The following is a 17796-nucleotide window of genomic DNA, read 5'->3' as shown; positions in this document are numbered from 1 at the left end:
TAGAATATGGCAAGTACATCAGACATTAGAAAAGGGTTATGTATCCGTTACAACAATGATATCTATAAAATCATAGAGTTTTTGCACGTAAAACCAGGTAAGGGACCTGCTTTTGTTAGAACAAAACTTAAGAGTGTTACTTCGGGCAAGGTTATAGATAATACTTTTTCTTCCGGGCATAAAATAGAAGATGTTCGAGTAGAAACACGATCGTATCAATTTTTATATCCAGAAGGTGACACCTTTCATTTCATGAATACGGATGATTATAACCAAATTGCCCTGCAAAAAGATAATTTGGATACGCCAGATTTATTAAAAGAAGGTGAAGTGGTTACTATCATCTTTAATGCAGAAGATCAAATGCCATTATCTGTAGATATGCCTGCCAGTGTTGTTTTGGAAGTAACGCATACAGAGCCAGGGGTTAAGGGTAATACGGCTACAAATGCTACTAAGCCGGCAACGGTAGAAACGGGTGCTCGTATCAATGTTCCTTTATTTATCAATGAAGGAGATAAAATAAAGATAGACACTGAAAAAGGTGCCTATATGGAACGAGCTAAAGAATAATTGGCTTAAATGAAATTCCCAAAAACCTATAATTTAGGAGAAATTGCTCAGCTAATTAATGCGGAGTATGTAGGTCCAGAAGACTTTCCCATTACGGGCATGAATGAAATTCATGTGGTGGAGAAGGGGGACATTGTTTTTGTAGACCATCCTAAATATTACAATAAGGCAATGGAATCTAATGCCACTACTGTACTTATTAATAAAAAGGTAGACTGTCCTAAGGGGAAATCACTTTTAATTTCTGATGACCCTTTTAGGGACTTTAATAAGTTAACCCAATATTTTAAACCGTTTAATCAATCAAATAAAAACATTGCGGACAACGCTGTTATTGGTGCCGGTACTATTGTGCAGCCCAACGTATTTATTGGTAATAATGTAGTAATTGGAAAAAACTGTTTAATACAGGCCAACGTTGCCATTTATGATGATTGTGTTGTTGGGGATAATGTTACCATACATGCTGGAACGGTGTTAGGTGCAGATGCTTTTTACTACAAAAAAAGGCCAGAAGGTTTTGATAAATTACTTTCTGGAGGTAGGGTTGTGATTGAAAATAATGTTGACATTGGGGCAGGTTGTACCATAGATCGCGGCGTTACAGGAGATACTACCATTAAATCAGGCACCAAGTTAGACAATCAAATACAGGTAGGGCATGATACGGTTATAGGACAAAAGTGCTTAATTGCTTCCCAATGTGGAATTGCTGGTTGTGTGGTTATAGAAGATGAAGTTACGTTATGGGGGCAAGTTGGTGTTACCAGTGGTATAACTATTGGAACCAAGGCCGTAGTCTTGGCCCAAACTGGAATTTCCAAATCTCTTGAAGGACATAAGACCTATTTTGGAAGCCCCGTAGAGGAGGCCCGGGAAAAGCTGAAACAATTGGCACATGTGAAGCAAATACCAGGAATCATTCAAAAATTAAAAAACATTTAAAAGGGATACTTTATTTTTCATAGGTAATACCATATTTTTGTACAACTTACAAACAAGATAATATGAGCGTTCTAGTCAACAAAGACTCAAAAATAATTGTTCAAGGCTTCACAGGAAGCGAAGGAACTTTCCATGCAGAGCAAATGATAGAATACGGTACCAATGTTGTTGGTGGTGTAACTCCAGGAAAAGGTGGTCAAGAGCATCTTGGTAAACCGGTATTTAACACAGTTGAAGAAGCAGTAGAGAAAGTTGGTGCGGATACCACTATTATTTTTGTACCACCGGCATTTGCTGCTGATGCTATTATGGAAGCTGCAGATGCAGGTATTAAAGTAATTATTACCATTACAGAGGGTATTCCAGTTGCCGATATGGTTAAGGCATATGATTACATTCAAAGTAAAGACTGTAGGTTAATAGGTCCTAACTGTCCAGGTGTAATTACGCCGGAAGAAGCTAAAGTTGGTATTATGCCTGGTTTTGTATTTAAAAAAGGTGGTGTAGGTATCGTATCTAAATCTGGTACTTTAACATATGAAGCTTCTGATCAAGTTGTACGTCAAGGATTGGGTATATCTACTGCTATTGGAATTGGTGGTGATCCAATAATTGGTACTACAACTAAAGAAGCATTGGAAATGCTGGTTAATGATCCAGAAACCAATTGTGTAGTTATGATTGGCGAAATTGGCGGTCAATTAGAAGCAGAAGCTGCTAAATGGTATAAAGAGAGCGGAAGTGAAAAACCAGTTGTTGGTTTTATTGCTGGTGAAACTGCTCCTGCCGGTAGAACTATGGGGCATGCTGGTGCAATTGTAGGTGGTAGTGATGATACTGCACAAGCTAAGAAAAAAATTATGGCAGATTGTGGAATTCATGTAGTAGATTCCCCTGCGGAAATAGGTAAAAAAGTTAAAGAAGTGGTAAGTTAATTGTGTAACAACTTCCTTCTAAGTATTTTAAAGCCGTAGGACATTTTTCTACGGCTTTTTTTATGTCAATCAACAATCATCAAACTATTATGAAAAAAACGCTCTTCTTAGGAATGGTTGCGGCTTTTGTCGCGCTCCAATCCTGTAAAAAAACAACTGAAAAACAAGATTTTGCTGTAAGCGAGCAAACGGATCAAAATGGATTTTCTTACACAACCGTTAGTAATGATCCCACTGGTACACGTATTTACAAATTAGAAAATGGCCTAACCGTTTATCTAAGCCAAAACAAATCGGAACCAAAAATTCAAACATTTGTACCAGTAAGGGCTGGATCGGTCTATGACCCCGTAGATAATACGGGCTTGGCGCATTACTTAGAGCATATGATGTTCAAGGGAACATCTAAATTTGGAACTTCGGATTGGAAAACAGAAAAAGTACTGCTAGATTCTATTGCTAATTTATACGAATTGCATAAAGCGGAAAACGATGAAGAAAAGAAAAAGGAAATTTACAAGCAAATAGACAAAGTATCCTACGAAGCTTCTACCGTATCCATTGCTAACGAATATGATAAAATGGTGGCCTCCTATGGCGCACAAGGTACAAATGCTTGGACTTGGCACGAAGAGACCGTATATACCAATAAAATACCTTCCAACGCACTAGAAAAATGGTTGTTGTTGGAGAGTGAACGCTTTGGTGAATTGGTATTACGCATTTTCCATACCGAGTTGGAAGCGGTTTATGAAGAGTTTAACCGAAGTCAGGACAATGACTTTAGACGTTCTAGCTTTGCAATGAACGATGCTCTTTTTCCTAAACACCCCTACGGACAACAAACTACTATTGGCACCTCTGAGCATTTAAAAAATCCGTCCATGGTAGCAATTCGAGATTATTTTAATACCTACTACGTTCCCAATAATATGGCCGTTATTTTGGTGGGCGATTTGGATTTTGACAATACCATTAAAATGGTAAACGAAACCTTTGGCAAAATGAAGTATAAAGAGGTTAACCATCCAGAAAGACCTACGGAAGACCCTTTAACTAGTGTTGTTAAACGAGAAGTGTTTGGGCCAGAAAGTGAACGCATAAACATTGCATTTAGAACTCCAGCTATGGGGACAGAAGATGAAATTAAAATCATGATGATTGATATGATTTTAAATAATTCTACTGCAGGTCTAATGGATTTAAATTTAAATAAAGCACAAAAAGTTCAACAGTCTGGTAGCTATACACAATTTTTGAACGATTACGGGATGCACGTTTTTTACGGTAACCCCAAGTCTGGACAAACATTAGAAGAGGTAGAAGAATTAATTCTTTCGCAATTAGACGAAATAAAGAAGGGTAATTTTGACGATTGGTTAACGGATGCTGTGGTTAATGACCTTAAACTTAAGAAAATGAAAGACTTTGAGGAAGCATCTAATGTTGCTTATGAACTGGTACAGTCTTTTGTACATTTTCAGGATTGGGAAGATAGGCTTGCTCTTTTAGATAAAATGAAAAAAGTTACTAAGGAAGAATTAGTAGCGTATGCAAACGATTTTTATAAGGACAATTATGTGGTGGTATATAAGAGACAAGGAGAACCGTCTAATGTGGTTAAAGTAGAGAATCCCGGTATTACTCCAGTTGAATTAAATAGGGATAAAAAGTCAGATTTTTTTGTGCAATTAGATAGTATACAAATGCCCAATTTAGAACCTGTTTTTATCGATTATGAAAAAGCAATAACCAATAGTGAGGTAAATAATGTGCCACTTTCTTATGTTGCCAATGAAAAGAACGATTTAATGGAGCTGAATATCATTTTTGATATGGGTAGCGAGCATGATAAAAAATTACCAATCGCCTTAAATTATTTGGAATATTTGGGAACAGATGAATTGTCTGCAGAAGAGATTAGCAAAGAATTCTATAAACTGGGTGTGGAATACGGTGTTCGAACTCGGGGAGAACAAACGGTCATATATCTTAATGGATTAAGGGAAAATTTAGGCAAAGGCTTGCAATTACTAGAAAATTTATGGACCAATGCAGTGCCAGACCAGAATGCATATGATAAGTATGTGCTAAAAATTGCTAAAGGAAGGGAGGATACCAAGTCTAATAAAGGAGCTATTTTATGGAACGGATTGTTCAATTATGGGCAATATGGTGAAGATTCCCCTACAAGGGATATTTTTACCATTGCAGAATTGAAACAAATGAATCCTCAAGAATTGGTAGCAATTATTAAAGGTCTTAAGGATTATAAGCATCGTTTCTTCTACTATGGCAAAGATTTGGCAGAGGCAGAAGTAGCAATCCAAGAAAACCATAAGGTAAGTGAATTAAAAGACTATCCTGCTAAGAAAGAATATACTAAGGTTGCAACTGGGGATAATGTGTTCTTTACCAACTATGATATGGTACAAGCAGAAATGGTATTCTTAGGAAAAGGAGATACATTCAACGCGGACCAAATGGCAAAAGCCCAAGTGTTCAATTCTTATTTTGGTTCGGGTCTATCTTCTATTGTGTTCCAGGAAATTAGGGAATCTCAATCCTTGGCTTATTCAGCTTTTGCGGCACATAGTTTAGCTTCTAAAAAAGGAGAGCCCAATTACACGTATGCCTACATTGGCACACAGGCCAATAAGTTAAATCAGGCCGTAGATGCTATGCTAGATTTAATGACAAAAATGCCCGAAGTGCAAGCAAATTTTGATGCGGCAAAAGAGGCGACATTAAATAAAATGGCAGCAGAAAGAGTATTGGATAAAGATATTTTCTGGAATTATGAATCATTAAAAAAGCGTGGTATAACAGAGAATAACGCCAAGGCCATTTATAATGAAGTACAACAAATGGAGCTTGAAGATCTATCTACTTTCTTTACAGATAATATAGCAAAGACAGACTATAACATTCTTGTTGTTGGTAATAAGAAAGATTTGGATGTCAAGGCGTTAGAGAAATTAGGCAAGGTAAAAGAATTAGACGTAGACTATTTGTTCAATTTTGAAACGCCACCTCCTATAAAAAACTAATTTTTATTTCTTTAAAACCCTGTTTTTTAACAGGGTTTTTAATTGATATATTTGTCCACCAACTAAAATCATATCAAATGAAATTACTTCAAGATAAAAATGTAATCATTACCGGGGCCAGTAGAGGTATTGGTAGGGGTATTGCTGAAGTTTTTGCCAATCATGGAGCCAATGTGGCATTTACTTTTAGCTCAAGTGAGGCACCTGCTTTAGAATTAGAAAAAGAATTAACTGGCTTAGGTGTTAAGGCTAAGGCATACAAAAGTAATGCTGCCGATTTTGCAGAAGCGGAAAAATTAGTAGCAGATGTTTTATCAGATTTTGGCGGTATAGATGTATTGATTAATAATGCAGGTATAACCAAAGATAATTTGTTGATGCGTATGGGTGAAGAAGATTTTGACAAGGTTATAGAAGTAAACCTTAAATCTGTCTTTAACATGACCAAAGCGGTACAACGTACTTTTCTTAAGCAGCGTAAGGGCTCTATTATAAATATGAGTAGCGTAGTTGGGGTAAAAGGTAATGCAGGGCAAACCAATTATGCTGCATCTAAAGCTGGTATGATTGGATTTACCAAATCAGTAGCCTTGGAATTAGGTTCTAGAAACATACGTTGTAATGCTATTGCCCCTGGTTTTATAGAAACAGAAATGACCGAAAAACTAGATGAAAAAACAGTTCAAAGTTGGCGAGATGGCATACCTTTAAAAAGAGGTGGTTCTCCTGACGATGTTGCTAACGCATGCCTGTTTTTTGCGTCAGATCTTTCTGCGTATGTTACCGGTCAAGTATTAAATGTAGATGGAGGTATGCTAACCTAAAATAGCTAAACTATGAATAGTTATACCGTATTGCTTATAATCTTAGCTAGTGTTTTGGCTTTTGCAATTTCGGTGTTTCAATATAAGTACAAGGAAAAACGGTCTAGATGGAAGAACATCTTGGCCGTTTTGCGTTTTGTAAGTCTGTTGACCGTCTTTTTATTATTATTAAATCCAAAATTTAATAGTACAAGCAATACTATAATTAAACCCAATCTTTTTTTACTAGTAGATAATTCTGAATCCATTAAGCCTTATCAACAAGAGCTTTTAAAAGTCTACAATGACCTAAGCCAAGATGCAAAGGTAGATAAGCGCTTTACAATAAAATCTTTTACATACGGTGCTGATTTTAAAGAACTGGACTCTATTAGCTTTACAGACGAAACCACTGATATTGCTAGTGCCTTACTAAATATAGAACAGATTTATACAACAGAGCAAACTAAAATAGTATTGTTTGGAGATGGTATACAAAATATCGGTGAAGAATACCAGTACCTACAATTAGGCGAAAATTTTAGCTTAGATGCTATTGCTATAGGAGATACCACCCAGTATGACGATTTAAATGTTGTTTCCCTATTTGCCAATGACTATTCGTTTGTTGGCAATCAATTTCCTTTAGAAGCTAATATTGCTTATACGGGTAAACAACCTGTTAAGGCTGTTATTCGTGTAACTATGAACAATAAAGAGGTTGCTAAAAAGAATATCACCCTAGATAAAAATAATAGTACGAAAAATTTTAGTACAACGCTTAAGGCCGCTAGCGCTGGAATCAAAAATATTGCAGTTACCGTCTCTTCTTCCTTAAATGAGAAAAATCTAACAAATAATTCTTTGGAAACGGCCGTAGAGGTTATAGATGAACGTACTAAGGTTGGTATCATATCAGATTATAAACATCCAGATCTAGGAACGCTAAAGACAAGTATAGAGGCCAATAAACAACGAGAAGTATTGTTTTTAGATAAGCCGTATACAGACGAAAAGCTTGCAGATATAGATTTGTTCATTTTTTATCAAATTGGAGCTGGCGATAAGCGTGTTGTCGAATATGCAAAATCCAAAATTGTAGGCAGCTTTTTCATCTTTGGAGCAAATACAGATTGGAATGGAGTAAATAAGTTAAACCTAGGTTTCGAGAAAGAAGATTTGGGACAAAAGGAGGCAATTTTTGCTTCGGACAACCAAGGATTTTCACTTTTTGACGTTTCTGATTTCACTCCCACCAACTATCCACCTTTATCAGGTGAGCTAGGAGATATTCTAATTACCGATCCACATGAAATATTATTTTTTCAAAAAATCAGAGGAATTGATTTAAAAGACCCATTGTTAGCCTTTTTTACGGGAGAACATAAAGTAGCGGTTTTGTTTGCTTCGGATATTTGGAAATGGCGTATGCAAACTTATAGAAACGAAAACGACTTTACATCTTTTGATAGCTTTATGGGGAAAATAGCTTTTTATCTTTCCTCCAGCCAACAGAAAAACAGGCTCCAATTAAATTATGACAAAGTTTTTCCCACGCCTAAACAAGCGCTTATTTCTGCAACATTTTATGACAAAACATATCGTTTTGATGAAAAAGCGCAATTAGAGATTACGGTAAGCAGAACAACAGATGGTTTTAGCCAAAAAACGCCTTTTGTGCTAAAAAACTCAAGCTATCAAGTAGATTTAAGTAATCTGGAAGCCGGTGATTATACGTTTACCGTCAAAGAAAAAAAAGAGGGGATATCAACTTCTGGATCGTTTAAGATTTCCATGTTTAGTTTAGAAGCGCAAGTAAATACTACGGATAAAACCAGGTTAACCCAAATTGCAAACAATAATAACGGAAAAGTCTATTATCCCAATCAGCTTGCCAATCTAAAAGAACAACTTTTAGAAGATGATAGCTTTAAACCAATTCAGAGAAGCACTAAAAATGTAGTACCTTTAATAGGTTTTAAATGGCTGCTGGTTATTTTATGTATAACGTTGACAGCAGAATGGTTTATTAGAAAATACAACGGATTACTTTAATATTTTAATTATGGATAAATTACCCAAGATTGCCTTACCTGTGGTATTCGCAATTATTTTGTTAATCATATTAATATCAAAATCTGCCATTACCATTGGATCGGGAGAGGCGGGTGTGCTCTATCAAACCTTTGGAGGTGGTGTAGTAACAGAAAAACCGCCTTTAGGAGAAGGGTTTCACTTAGTAGCTCCTTGGAACAAAGTTTATGTTTATGAAGTAAGAAGACAAGAGATTTTTGAAAAAATGAAAGTACTTTCTTCTAACGGATTAGATATTCAGTTAGATGCTTCTGCTTGGTACAAACCAGATATTGTTAATTTAGGTAAATTACACCAAGAAATTGGCGAAGATTACTTGCAACGGATTATTTTACCCACCATACGCTCTGCGGCAAGAAGTGTTGTAGGCCGCTATACACCAGAACAATTGTATTCTAGTAAGCGAGATGCCATACAACGTGAAATTTTTGAGGAAACTAAAAAAATTGTGGACAAGCAATTTATTGTGCTAGATGAAATTTTGGTACGTGATGTTACCTTGCCACCAACAATAAAAGACGCAATAGAACGTAAATTAAAGCAAGAGCAAGAATCTTTAGAGTACGAGTTTAGATTGGTAACCGCGGAAAAAGAAGCTGAACGTCAACGTATAGAAGCTCAAGGTAAAGCAGACGCTAATAAAATTTTAAGCGCTTCTTTAACAGATAAAATTCTACAGGATAAAGGAATTGAAGCCACGTTAGAATTAGCTAAAAGCCCTAATTCTAAAGTGGTAGTAGTTGGTTCTGGAGACGATGGTTTACCATTAATTTTAGGAAATAACTAAAATTTTCTTTTTTGTAAAAGATTTTCGTTTTACTTTTGATGCATTATGAAAAGAAACCATGTACATCATCATACTTTTACAATCGCTCAAGCGAGGTAACTGTATTTTGTGTATATCAAAATAATAAAGACCCGTTTGAGCATTCAAACGGGTTTTTTTATGTCTATAACTGAAAAAGAAAAGTAAAACAAGCGTAAAGCGAAACACGTAAACTTAAAATGAAACTAAGAATTGCTATTCAAAAAAGCGGCCGTTTAAATGAAGATTCTCTAGATATCTTAAAGAATTGCGGCGTATCCATAGATAATGGTAAAGACCAATTAAAGGCCTCTGCCCGTAATTTTCCTATGGAAGTTTTTTACCTGCGTAACGGAGATATTCCACAGTACCTTAAAGATGGTGTGGTAGACATTGCAATTATTGGTGAAAATGTACTGTTTGAAAAAGGGGAAGGCATTACCGTAGCGGAAAAACTAGGGTTTTCTAAATGCAAGGTAAGTATGGCTATTCCTAAAGGTAAACAGTACACTTCGTTTAAAGATTTTGAAGGTAAACGTATTGCTACCTCATACCCAAACACCGTAAATAAATTTCTAGAGCAAAATGGAATTAATGCGGATATTCATCTAATTAATGGTTCTGTAGAAATTGCACCAAATATTGGTCTTGCAGACGCTATTTGTGATATTGTTTCTAGTGGTAGCACGTTGTTCAAGAATAATCTTAAAGAAGTTGAAGTTTTACTAAAGAGTGAGGCAGTTTTAGCGGTTTCTCCAAAGATTGATAACGAACGCAAGGTTATTCTAGATAAATTATTATTTCGTATTCAATCCGTTTTAAAAGCAAGGCAGAGCAAGTACGTTTTAATGAATGTACCTAATAATAGTTTAGATACAATACTCAACATCTTACCAGGTATGCGTAGCCCTACGGTTTTGCCTTTGGCAGAAGAGGGTTGGAGCTCTGTACACACAGTGATTAATAAAGATACTTTTTGGGAAGTTATAGACGAATTAAAACAGGCTGGGGCAGAAGGTATTTTAGTTTGTCCTATAGAAAAAATGGTGCTTTAAAATGAAAAGTTATACAAATCCGCCTAAAAGTGAATGGGCTACCATTTTAGCAAGACCTACACAATCTTATGAAGCTTTAGAGCCCATTGTAAAAGAGGTTTTTGATGCTATTCAAGACCAAGGAGATGAAGCCTTAAAGGCGTACACTCAAAAATTTGATGGTGCCAATCTGGATAACTTATTGGTTTCTGAAGAAGAAATTAAAGAGGGTGTATCCTTGGTCTCAACAGATTTGCAAGAGGCGATTAAAGTTGCTAAAGCTAATATTGAAGCATTTCACCAAGCACAGAAAACAGAACGCGTAGCGGTTACTACCATGCCAGGTGTAGACTGTTGGCAAGAAAAACGAGCTATACAAAAAGTTGGTCTTTACATTCCTGGTGGCACAGCACCTTTGTTTTCTACCATTTTAATGCTAGCCCTACCTGCAAAAATTGCAGGTTGTCAAGAAATTGTACTATGTAGCCCGCCTAATAAAGAAGGGAAATTGAATCCTGCTATTTTATTTGCTGCTCAATTATGCGGGGTTACCAAAATTGTAAAGGTTGGTGGTATACAAGCTATTGGTGCAATGACCTTTGGTACGGAGAGCGTGCCACAGGTGTATAAAATATTTGGCCCTGGGAACCAATACGTAACCACTGCCAAACAAATGGCAACCAAATTTGGAGTAAGTATAGATATGCCGGCAGGTCCTAGCGAATTGTTAGTAGTGGCAGATGATACTGCAAATGCCGATTTTGTAGCTTCAGATTTATTGAGTCAGGCAGAACACGGGGTGGATAGTCAGGTGGTTTTGGTAACCACATCAGAAGCCTTTGCCTCTAAGGTTACTGTAGCATTGGAAAAGCAATTGGCGGTTTTGCCAAGAAAAGAAATTGCAGCAAAGGCAATCGAAAATAGCAAGCTAATTATTGTAGATAATGATGAAACTGCGTTGGCTATAATCAACCAATACGCACCAGAACACTACATTGTTTGTGTAGAAAATGAAGATTTTTATGTAGAAAACACCTATAATGCGGGTTCTGTGTTTATAGGCAATTATACGCCAGAAAGTGCGGGAGATTATGCCTCTGGCACCAACCATACCTTACCAACTAACGGTTATGCTAAGCAATATAGTGGGGTTAATCTTGACAGTTTTACTAAGAGCATGACGTTCCAACGTTTGAGCAAGGAAGGGATTAAAAAACTAGGAAAAAGTATAGAATTAATGGCAGAAGCAGAAGGGTTACAAGCACACAAAAATGCGGTTACCTTGCGCCTTAAAGCTCTAGAGGAATAGGAATGAATACACTATTTAATTTGGACCTGTTGGTTCGTGAAAACGTAAAGGCATTAAAACCATATTCTTCTGCTAGAGACGAGTATGTTTCTTCTGGTGAACAGATGGTTTTTTTAGATGCGAATGAAAATCCGTTTGAAAATGGTTTAAATCGATATCCAGATCCACACCAGCGTAATTTAAAACAACTGATTTCTAAGGTAAAGCAAGTAGAGGCCTGTCAGATTTTAGTAGGTAATGGTAGCGATGAAGTACTCGATTTAATTTTTAGAGCTTTCTGTGAACCAGGGAAAGACAATATTATAACCTTGCCACCAACTTACGGTATGTACAAGGTGCTTTCTGGTATCAACAATATTGAGAATAGAGAAGTACTGCTAACAGATAAGTTTCAACCCAATGTGGATGAAATTTTGGCTGCTACAGATGAAAATACCAAGTTGTTATTTTTGTGCACCCCAAACAATCCAACCGGAAATAGTTTTGATTTTGAAGCGATAGAACGCTTGTTGTTTGAGTTTCCTGGATTAGTTGTTGTAGACGAGGCCTACATCGATTTTGCAACAAATGGTAGTTGGAGTTTTCGTTTAAACGATTTCCCTAATCTTATTGTAACACAGACACTTTCCAAAGCTTTTGCTATGGCGGGTATTCGTCTTGGCTTGTGTTTTGCTTCGGAAGAAATCATAGCGGTTTTAAAGAAAATTAAACCGCCCTATAACGTAAATGAATTGACGCAACAAAAGGCATTTGAAGCTTTGGAGAATTATGAAACGGTAAAAGAGCAGGTGCAAACCTTACTTAAAGAACGTAAGCGATTATCAGAAGCCATAGCTACAATTCCGTACATCGAAACAATTTATGATAGCGACGCTAATTTCATTTTAATTAAAGTAGATGATGCCAATAAGCGATACAACCAATTGTTAGAAAAAGGAATCGTAATACGAAACCGGAGTACACAACCATTGTGCGAAAATACGCTTAGACTAACCGTTGGTACAATAGAAGAGAACGACAAACTAATTTCAACCCTTAAAGCCCTATAAATGGCTAAAAAAGTATTATTTATAGACCGTGATGGCACCATCATCAAAGAAACTGTTGATGAGCAAATAGATGCCTTTGAAAAAATGATTTTCTATCCTAAAGCGTTTACCTATTTGGGTAAAATTGCTAAAGAGTTAGACTATACCTTGGTCATGATAACCAATCAAGATGGTTTGGGTACAGAAGCGTTTCCTGAAGATACATTTTGGCCCGTGCATAACTTTATCATCACGGCATTTGAAAATGAGGGCGTACACTTTGATGCGGTTTATATTGATAGAACTTTTCCGCATGAAAATGCAGATACCCGTAAACCAGGCACTGGAATGTTAACGGAATATTTTTCTGATGCGTACGACTTAGAAAATTCGTTTGTAATAGGAGATAGGCTAACCGATGTGGAGTTGGCAAAAAATTTAGGTGCAAAGGGTATTTTTATCAATGATAACACCAATTTGGGTACTGGCGAAATTACAGTAGACCGTAAAGATTTGGATGACTACATTGCTTTAGAAAGCAATGATTGGCAAGCTATTTATGAGTTCTTAAAGGTACAAGATAGAGTTGCCGAAATAAAAAGAGAAACCAAGGAAACCAAAATTCATATTAAAGTAAATCTAGATGGTACTGGTAAAGCTAGTATAGATACTGGTTTAAAGTTTTTTGACCATATGTTAGACCAAATTGCACGCCATGGTCAAATGGACTTGGATATAAAAGTGAATGGTGATTTGGAGGTAGATGAACACCACACCATTGAAGATACCGGTATAGCCCTAGGCGAAGTCTTCCACAAAGCGCTAGGAAATAAGTTGGGCATAGAACGTTACGGATTTTGTTTGCCTATGGACGATTGTTTGGCTTCTGCAGCTATAGACTTTGGTGGTAGAAATTGGTTGGTTTGGGAAGCCGATTTTAAACGAGAAAAGGTAGGAGATATGCCAACAGAAATGTTTCATCATTTCTTTAAATCGTTTACAGATGGTGCAAAGGCGAATTTAAATATTAAGGCAGAAGGTACCAACGAGCACCACAAAATAGAGGCAATCTTTAAAGCGTTGGCAAAGGCTATAAAAATGGCGGTAAAACAAGACAAAGAAAAAATGATTTTACCATCTACAAAAGGAATGTTATGAGTTTGGTAATCATAGATTATGGAGCTGGGAATATACAAAGCATCAAATTTGCCTTTCAACGTTTGGGGGTAAGTGCTGTGCTAAGTAATGACCCAGAAGTTATCCGTAAGGCAGAAAAAGTTATTTTTCCTGGAGTAGGGGAAGCAAGTTCCGCTATGCGTAAGCTAAGAGAAAGCGGTTTAGACACTGTTATTCCAACCCTAAAACAACCTGTTTTGGGTATCTGCTTGGGTATGCAGCTTATGTGTAATGCTTCGGAAGAAGGCAATACTAAGGGGTTGGGCATATTTGACGTGGATGTAATTAAGTTTGATTCTAATGTAAAAGTACCTCAGATTGGGTGGAATAAGATTGAAAATCTGCAGTCGCCCTTGTTTAAAAATTTGGAAAACGATTTTATATATCTGGTTCATAGTTTTTATGCTCCAAAGTGTGAGGAAACCATAGCTACCTGTACCTACGGACTAGAATACGCAGCAGCTTTGGCAAAAGACAACTTTTACGGGGTGCAGTTTCACCCAGAAAAGTCGGGCCAATATGGCGCTCAAATACTTAATAACTTCCTGAGTCTCTAGTTATGATTGGTTACACCATTTCCAAGGATAAGAATTTATTGCAATTCGATAAAATCCATAAGACGATAAAAACATCGTATTGGGGTGGATATAGAACCGAAAAGCAAACTAAAACTACCATTGAAAACACGATTTGCTTTGGTGTTTACAACAATAATATGGAACAGGTAGGTTTTGCAAGAGTACTAACAGACCAAGTTGTTTTTGCTTATATCATGGACGTTATCATATTTGATGGATATCAAGGTAAAGGATTGGGCAAATGGCTAGTTGCCCATATTTTAGAAGATGATAGCCTAAAAAATGTACTAACCATTAGTCTTAAAACTAAAGATGCGCATAAACTGTATGAAAAATATGGTTTTAAATCTGTAGGCAATTCAGAATTATGGATGGCAATAGATAAGGCAAAATTAGATTAGCTGTTTTAAGTACTTAATACTATAAAAAATGAGAATAATCCCAGCAATAGATATTATAGACGGTAAATGTGTTCGCTTGTCTAAGGGTGATTATGACACCAAAAAAATATACAATGAGAATCCGCTAGAAGTAGCTAAAGAGTTTCAAGATCACGGAATTCAATACTTACATTTGGTGGATTTAGATGGTGCTAAGTCCAAGCATATTGTAAACCATAAGGTATTAGAACAAATTGCAACAAAAACTGATTTAAAAATAGATTTTGGAGGCGGATTAAAAACAGATGAAGATTTACGTATTGCCTTTGAAAGTGGTGCAAATCAAATTACTGGTGGTAGTATTGCGGTTAAAGACCCTGACACTTTTTTAGGGTGGATCAAACAACATGGTAGCGATAAAATAATTCTCGGTGCGGATGCCAATAATGAGAAAATTGCGGTCTCTGGATGGCAAGAAGAATCGGACCAAGAATTAATTCCCTTTATAAAAGCATATCAAGCCAAGGGCATATCTTATGTTATTTGTACAGATATTTCGAAAGATGGCATGTTGCAAGGGCCGGCATTTGATTTGTATCAGAAAATATTAAAAGAAACAAAAACGGTAACAACAGAAATTACGGGTAGTGGTGTACAAGATTTTGAGCATCAAATAAAATTGATTGCCAGTGGTGGCATTTCTACTTTTGATGAGCTTCCAAAATTAAAAGAAATAGGCTGTGAAGGAGTAATTATTGGCAAAGCCATTTATGAAAATAGAATTAGTTTAAAACAATTGGAAGGATATATTCTTTCGTTGTAATAACGATATAAATTATGCTTACAAAAAGAATTATACCCTGTTTAGATATAAAAGACGGTAGAACCGTAAAAGGTGTCAACTTTGTGGATTTACGTGATGCGGGTGACCCTGTAGAATTGGCACAGCGTTATGCGGATGAGGGTGCAGATGAACTCGTTTTTCTCGATATTTCTGCTACTGAACAAAAACGTAAAACTTTAGCCGAACTAGTTTACAATGTTGCCGAAAAATTAAATATTCCCTTTACTGTGGGGGGTGGAATTTCTTCCGTGGAAGACGTGGATATCTTACTTAAAAACGGCGCTGATAAAGTTTCTATCAATTCCTCAGCGGTTAAGAATCCAGATTTAATCAATGAGTTGGTTGCCAAATTTGGTTCGCAATGTATTGTTGTGGCCATAGATGCCCGTAAAACCGATGATGGCTGGAAAGTGCATTTGGTAGGCGGTAAAGTACCTACGGAATTGGATTTGTTTGACTGGGCAAAAGAGGTAGAGCAGCGTGGCGCTGGCGAAATTCTGTTTACCTCCATGGACCATGACGGCACTAAAAATGGTTTTGCTGATGGGGAATTAGCAAAACTCTCTAGTTTGGTGAACATTCCTGTAATTGCTTCTGGTGGTGCGGGAGCGGTTTCTCATTTTACAAATACCTTTATAAAAGGTAAAGCAGATGCAGCTTTAGCGGCTAGTGTATTTCACTTTAAAGAAATAGCCATTCCAGATTTAAAACAACAATTAGAAAAAGAAGGAATACCCGTACGGATTTGATGGTTCACATACTATGTAAATTCAAAAAGATTATATAAAATAAACAAGAGAATACAGCATAATGAAAATCGATTTTTCAAAAGATAAGGACGGTTTAGTACCCGCAATAATTCAAGATGCACGCACAAAAAACGTGTTGATGCTAGGGTATATGAACCAAGAAGCATTTAATAAAACCCAAGAAACAGGTAAAGTCACTTTTTTTAGTCGTTCTAAAAATAGATTATGGACCAAGGGAGAGGAAAGTGGCAACTTTTTAGAACTGGTTTCTATGAAGGTGGATTGTGATAAGGATGCCCTGTTAGTGCAAGTGAAACCAATTGGGCCTACTTGCCATACAGGTACAGACACCTGTTGGGACGAAGAAAACGTAGCAAATTTTAGCTTTTTGTCTGAGTTAGAAAATGTTATTACTTCCCGAAAAGAAAATAAAGAGGATGAAAAAAGCTATGTAGCATCCCTCTTTAGAAAAGGTATAAACAAAATTGCTCAAAAAGTAGGGGAAGAAGCTGTAGAAACGGTAATTGAAGCAAAAGACGATAATGAAGAATTGTTTTTAAATGAGAGTGCTGATTTGCTTTTTCATTATTTAATCTTATTGCAAGCTAAAGGGTATACCTTAAAAGATATTGAAAAGGTACTTATAGATAGACATTAGACTACCACCATACTACAAATAACTTAAATAATTCGCCTTCTGTAGTTTGCACCCAAACCATAGGAGCATACTGTTTTAGGTGTTTTAAATTGATGTCTAATAATGTGTTGTAATGGTTGTTCCACAATACTTGATTATGTACTTGTAACGGCCATTCCCTTTTGGTAGGAATATAAAATTGATACTTTTTAAATGCAATACTGTTGAATTGCTCAAAGCGTACCCAATAACCTGCATGGCAAGCTGTATTTAGTGGTCTTATTGCCAACTTTTCTTCCTTAAATGGCGAAAATAATTGCGCTTTAAAACAACACTGTTGTTTCACCTTTAAAGGGTCAATGTCTAAACTTACCCATTTTTGTTTAAGACTGGGATGCTGTAGGAGTGGAAATTGTTTTTCCTTAACCTTGTCCAATTTGGTATAAAACATATCTCGCTTGTTTGGGCCCATGAGTCGGTGAATTGGCTCCGAGATATCAGGATTTATGATATAGAATTTGTACGCCAATTCTACATGCAGATAGCTGTTGCTACTGATATCTTTCAATATAAAATCTAACTCCCCCAAACGCACTTTTCCCTCATCTATTAAAATATTAGATGCAATTACTTGATAGTTTTTAGCTAGTGTAATTAGGTGTTTAAACACGTATTCCATTTGGTGCCCTAAACGCAGTTTTTCTGGAATGGCAACATTTTCTATTATAGCCATGTCAATTGAAGGAAATTCAAATTGTTGCAATCCAAATTGTTCATGGGTCCATAGGGGCTTGGTATTGTAAAATGCTTGTATCAATTCTTTCATCCTTAAACAAACTTACGGAAAGCGTTAAGT

General features: G+C 36.4%; 17 protein-coding genes. 16 read left to right on the top strand and 1 reads right to left on the bottom strand.

All coding sequences use genetic code 11. The features are described from left to right. The first annotated feature begins 6 nt into the window (after positions 1-6). From efp to hisIE, 16 genes are all read left to right on the top strand, one after another. Complete coding sequence (efp, locus tag BUL40_RS07345) at positions 7-573, top strand: elongation factor P (protein ID WP_010517072.1); 567 nt, start codon at positions 7-9, stop codon at positions 571-573. A gap of 9 nt (positions 574-582) precedes the next feature. Further along, positions 583-1518, top strand: coding sequence for a UDP-3-O-(3-hydroxymyristoyl)glucosamine N-acyltransferase (locus BUL40_RS07340; protein WP_080318708.1), 936 nt, complete (start codon positions 583-585; stop codon positions 1516-1518). Between the two features lie 62 nt (positions 1519-1580). Further along, the gene (gene sucD, locus BUL40_RS07335) at positions 1581-2453 is read left to right on the top strand and encodes a succinate--CoA ligase subunit alpha (protein ID WP_010517068.1); all 873 of its coding nucleotides are present in this window, start codon (positions 1581-1583) and stop codon (positions 2451-2453) included. An 89-nt stretch (positions 2454-2542) separates the two neighbouring features. After that, a complete protein-coding gene (locus BUL40_RS07330) occupies positions 2543-5503 on the top strand; it encodes a M16 family metallopeptidase (RefSeq protein ID WP_080318707.1) in 2961 nt (986 codons plus the stop codon). A gap of 77 nt (positions 5504-5580) precedes the next feature. Next, positions 5581-6327: a 3-oxoacyl-[acyl-carrier-protein] reductase gene (gene fabG / locus BUL40_RS07325; RefSeq protein WP_080318706.1), complete on the top strand. Its 747-nt coding sequence runs from the start codon at positions 5581-5583 to the stop codon at positions 6325-6327. 12 nt (positions 6328-6339) lie between these two features. Further along, on the top strand, positions 6340-8361 hold the full coding sequence (locus BUL40_RS07320) for a hypothetical protein (RefSeq protein WP_080318705.1): 2022 nt from the start codon (positions 6340-6342) through the stop codon (positions 8359-8361). Positions 8362-8371: 10 nt separating this feature from the next. Then, positions 8372-9187 (top strand): prohibitin family protein, encoded by an 816-nt coding sequence (locus tag BUL40_RS07315; RefSeq protein WP_010517060.1) that lies wholly within the window; start codon positions 8372-8374, stop codon positions 9185-9187. A gap of 218 nt (positions 9188-9405) precedes the next feature. Continuing rightward, the gene (gene hisG, locus BUL40_RS07310) at positions 9406-10260 is read left to right on the top strand and encodes an ATP phosphoribosyltransferase (RefSeq protein ID WP_010517058.1); all 855 of its coding nucleotides are present in this window, start codon (positions 9406-9408) and stop codon (positions 10258-10260) included. 1 nt (position 10261) lies between these two features. Continuing rightward, positions 10262-11548: a histidinol dehydrogenase gene (hisD, locus tag BUL40_RS07305; protein WP_080318704.1), complete on the top strand. Its 1287-nt coding sequence runs from the start codon at positions 10262-10264 to the stop codon at positions 11546-11548. 2 nt (positions 11549-11550) lie between these two features. Then, the gene (hisC, locus tag BUL40_RS07300; protein WP_080318703.1) at positions 11551-12597 is read left to right on the top strand and encodes a histidinol-phosphate transaminase; all 1047 of its coding nucleotides are present in this window, start codon (positions 11551-11553) and stop codon (positions 12595-12597) included. Beyond that, entirely contained in the window at positions 12598-13734 is a 1137-nt protein-coding gene (gene hisB, locus BUL40_RS07295) for a bifunctional histidinol-phosphatase/imidazoleglycerol-phosphate dehydratase HisB (protein WP_080318702.1), read from the top strand. It begins immediately after the preceding gene. Further along, on the top strand, positions 13731-14309 hold the full coding sequence (hisH, locus tag BUL40_RS07290) for an imidazole glycerol phosphate synthase subunit HisH (RefSeq protein ID WP_080318701.1): 579 nt from the start codon (positions 13731-13733) through the stop codon (positions 14307-14309). The genes hisB and hisH overlap by 4 nt, the downstream gene beginning before the upstream one ends. Before the next feature lie 2 nt (positions 14310-14311). Next, complete coding sequence (locus tag BUL40_RS07285) at positions 14312-14731, top strand: GNAT family N-acetyltransferase (RefSeq protein WP_080318700.1); 420 nt, start codon at positions 14312-14314, stop codon at positions 14729-14731. 28 nt (positions 14732-14759) lie between these two features. After that, positions 14760-15533: a 1-(5-phosphoribosyl)-5-[(5-phosphoribosylamino)methylideneamino]imidazole-4-carboxamide isomerase gene (locus BUL40_RS07280; RefSeq protein ID WP_080318699.1), complete on the top strand. Its 774-nt coding sequence runs from the start codon at positions 14760-14762 to the stop codon at positions 15531-15533. A gap of 14 nt (positions 15534-15547) precedes the next feature. Next, positions 15548-16303, top strand: coding sequence for an imidazole glycerol phosphate synthase subunit HisF (gene hisF, locus BUL40_RS07275; protein ID WP_080318698.1), 756 nt, complete (start codon positions 15548-15550; stop codon positions 16301-16303). Between the two features lie 61 nt (positions 16304-16364). Then, positions 16365-16961: a bifunctional phosphoribosyl-AMP cyclohydrolase/phosphoribosyl-ATP diphosphatase HisIE gene (hisIE, locus tag BUL40_RS07270; RefSeq protein WP_080318697.1), complete on the top strand. Its 597-nt coding sequence runs from the start codon at positions 16365-16367 to the stop codon at positions 16959-16961. Position 16962: 1 nt separating this feature from the next. Here hisIE and BUL40_RS07265 read toward each other — a convergent pair whose 3' ends face one another. Next, positions 16963-17766: a DUF1853 family protein gene (locus tag BUL40_RS07265; protein WP_080318696.1), complete on the bottom strand. Its 804-nt coding sequence runs from the start codon at positions 17764-17766 to the stop codon at positions 16963-16965. Between the last annotated feature and the right edge of the window lie 30 nt (positions 17767-17796).

Origin of the sequence: Croceivirga radicis, assembly GCF_002072105.2 — a bacterium.
GTDB classification, from domain to species: Bacteria; Bacteroidota; Bacteroidia; order Flavobacteriales; family Flavobacteriaceae; genus Croceivirga; species Croceivirga radicis.
This window is presented reverse-complemented; position numbering and strand designations above follow the sequence as displayed.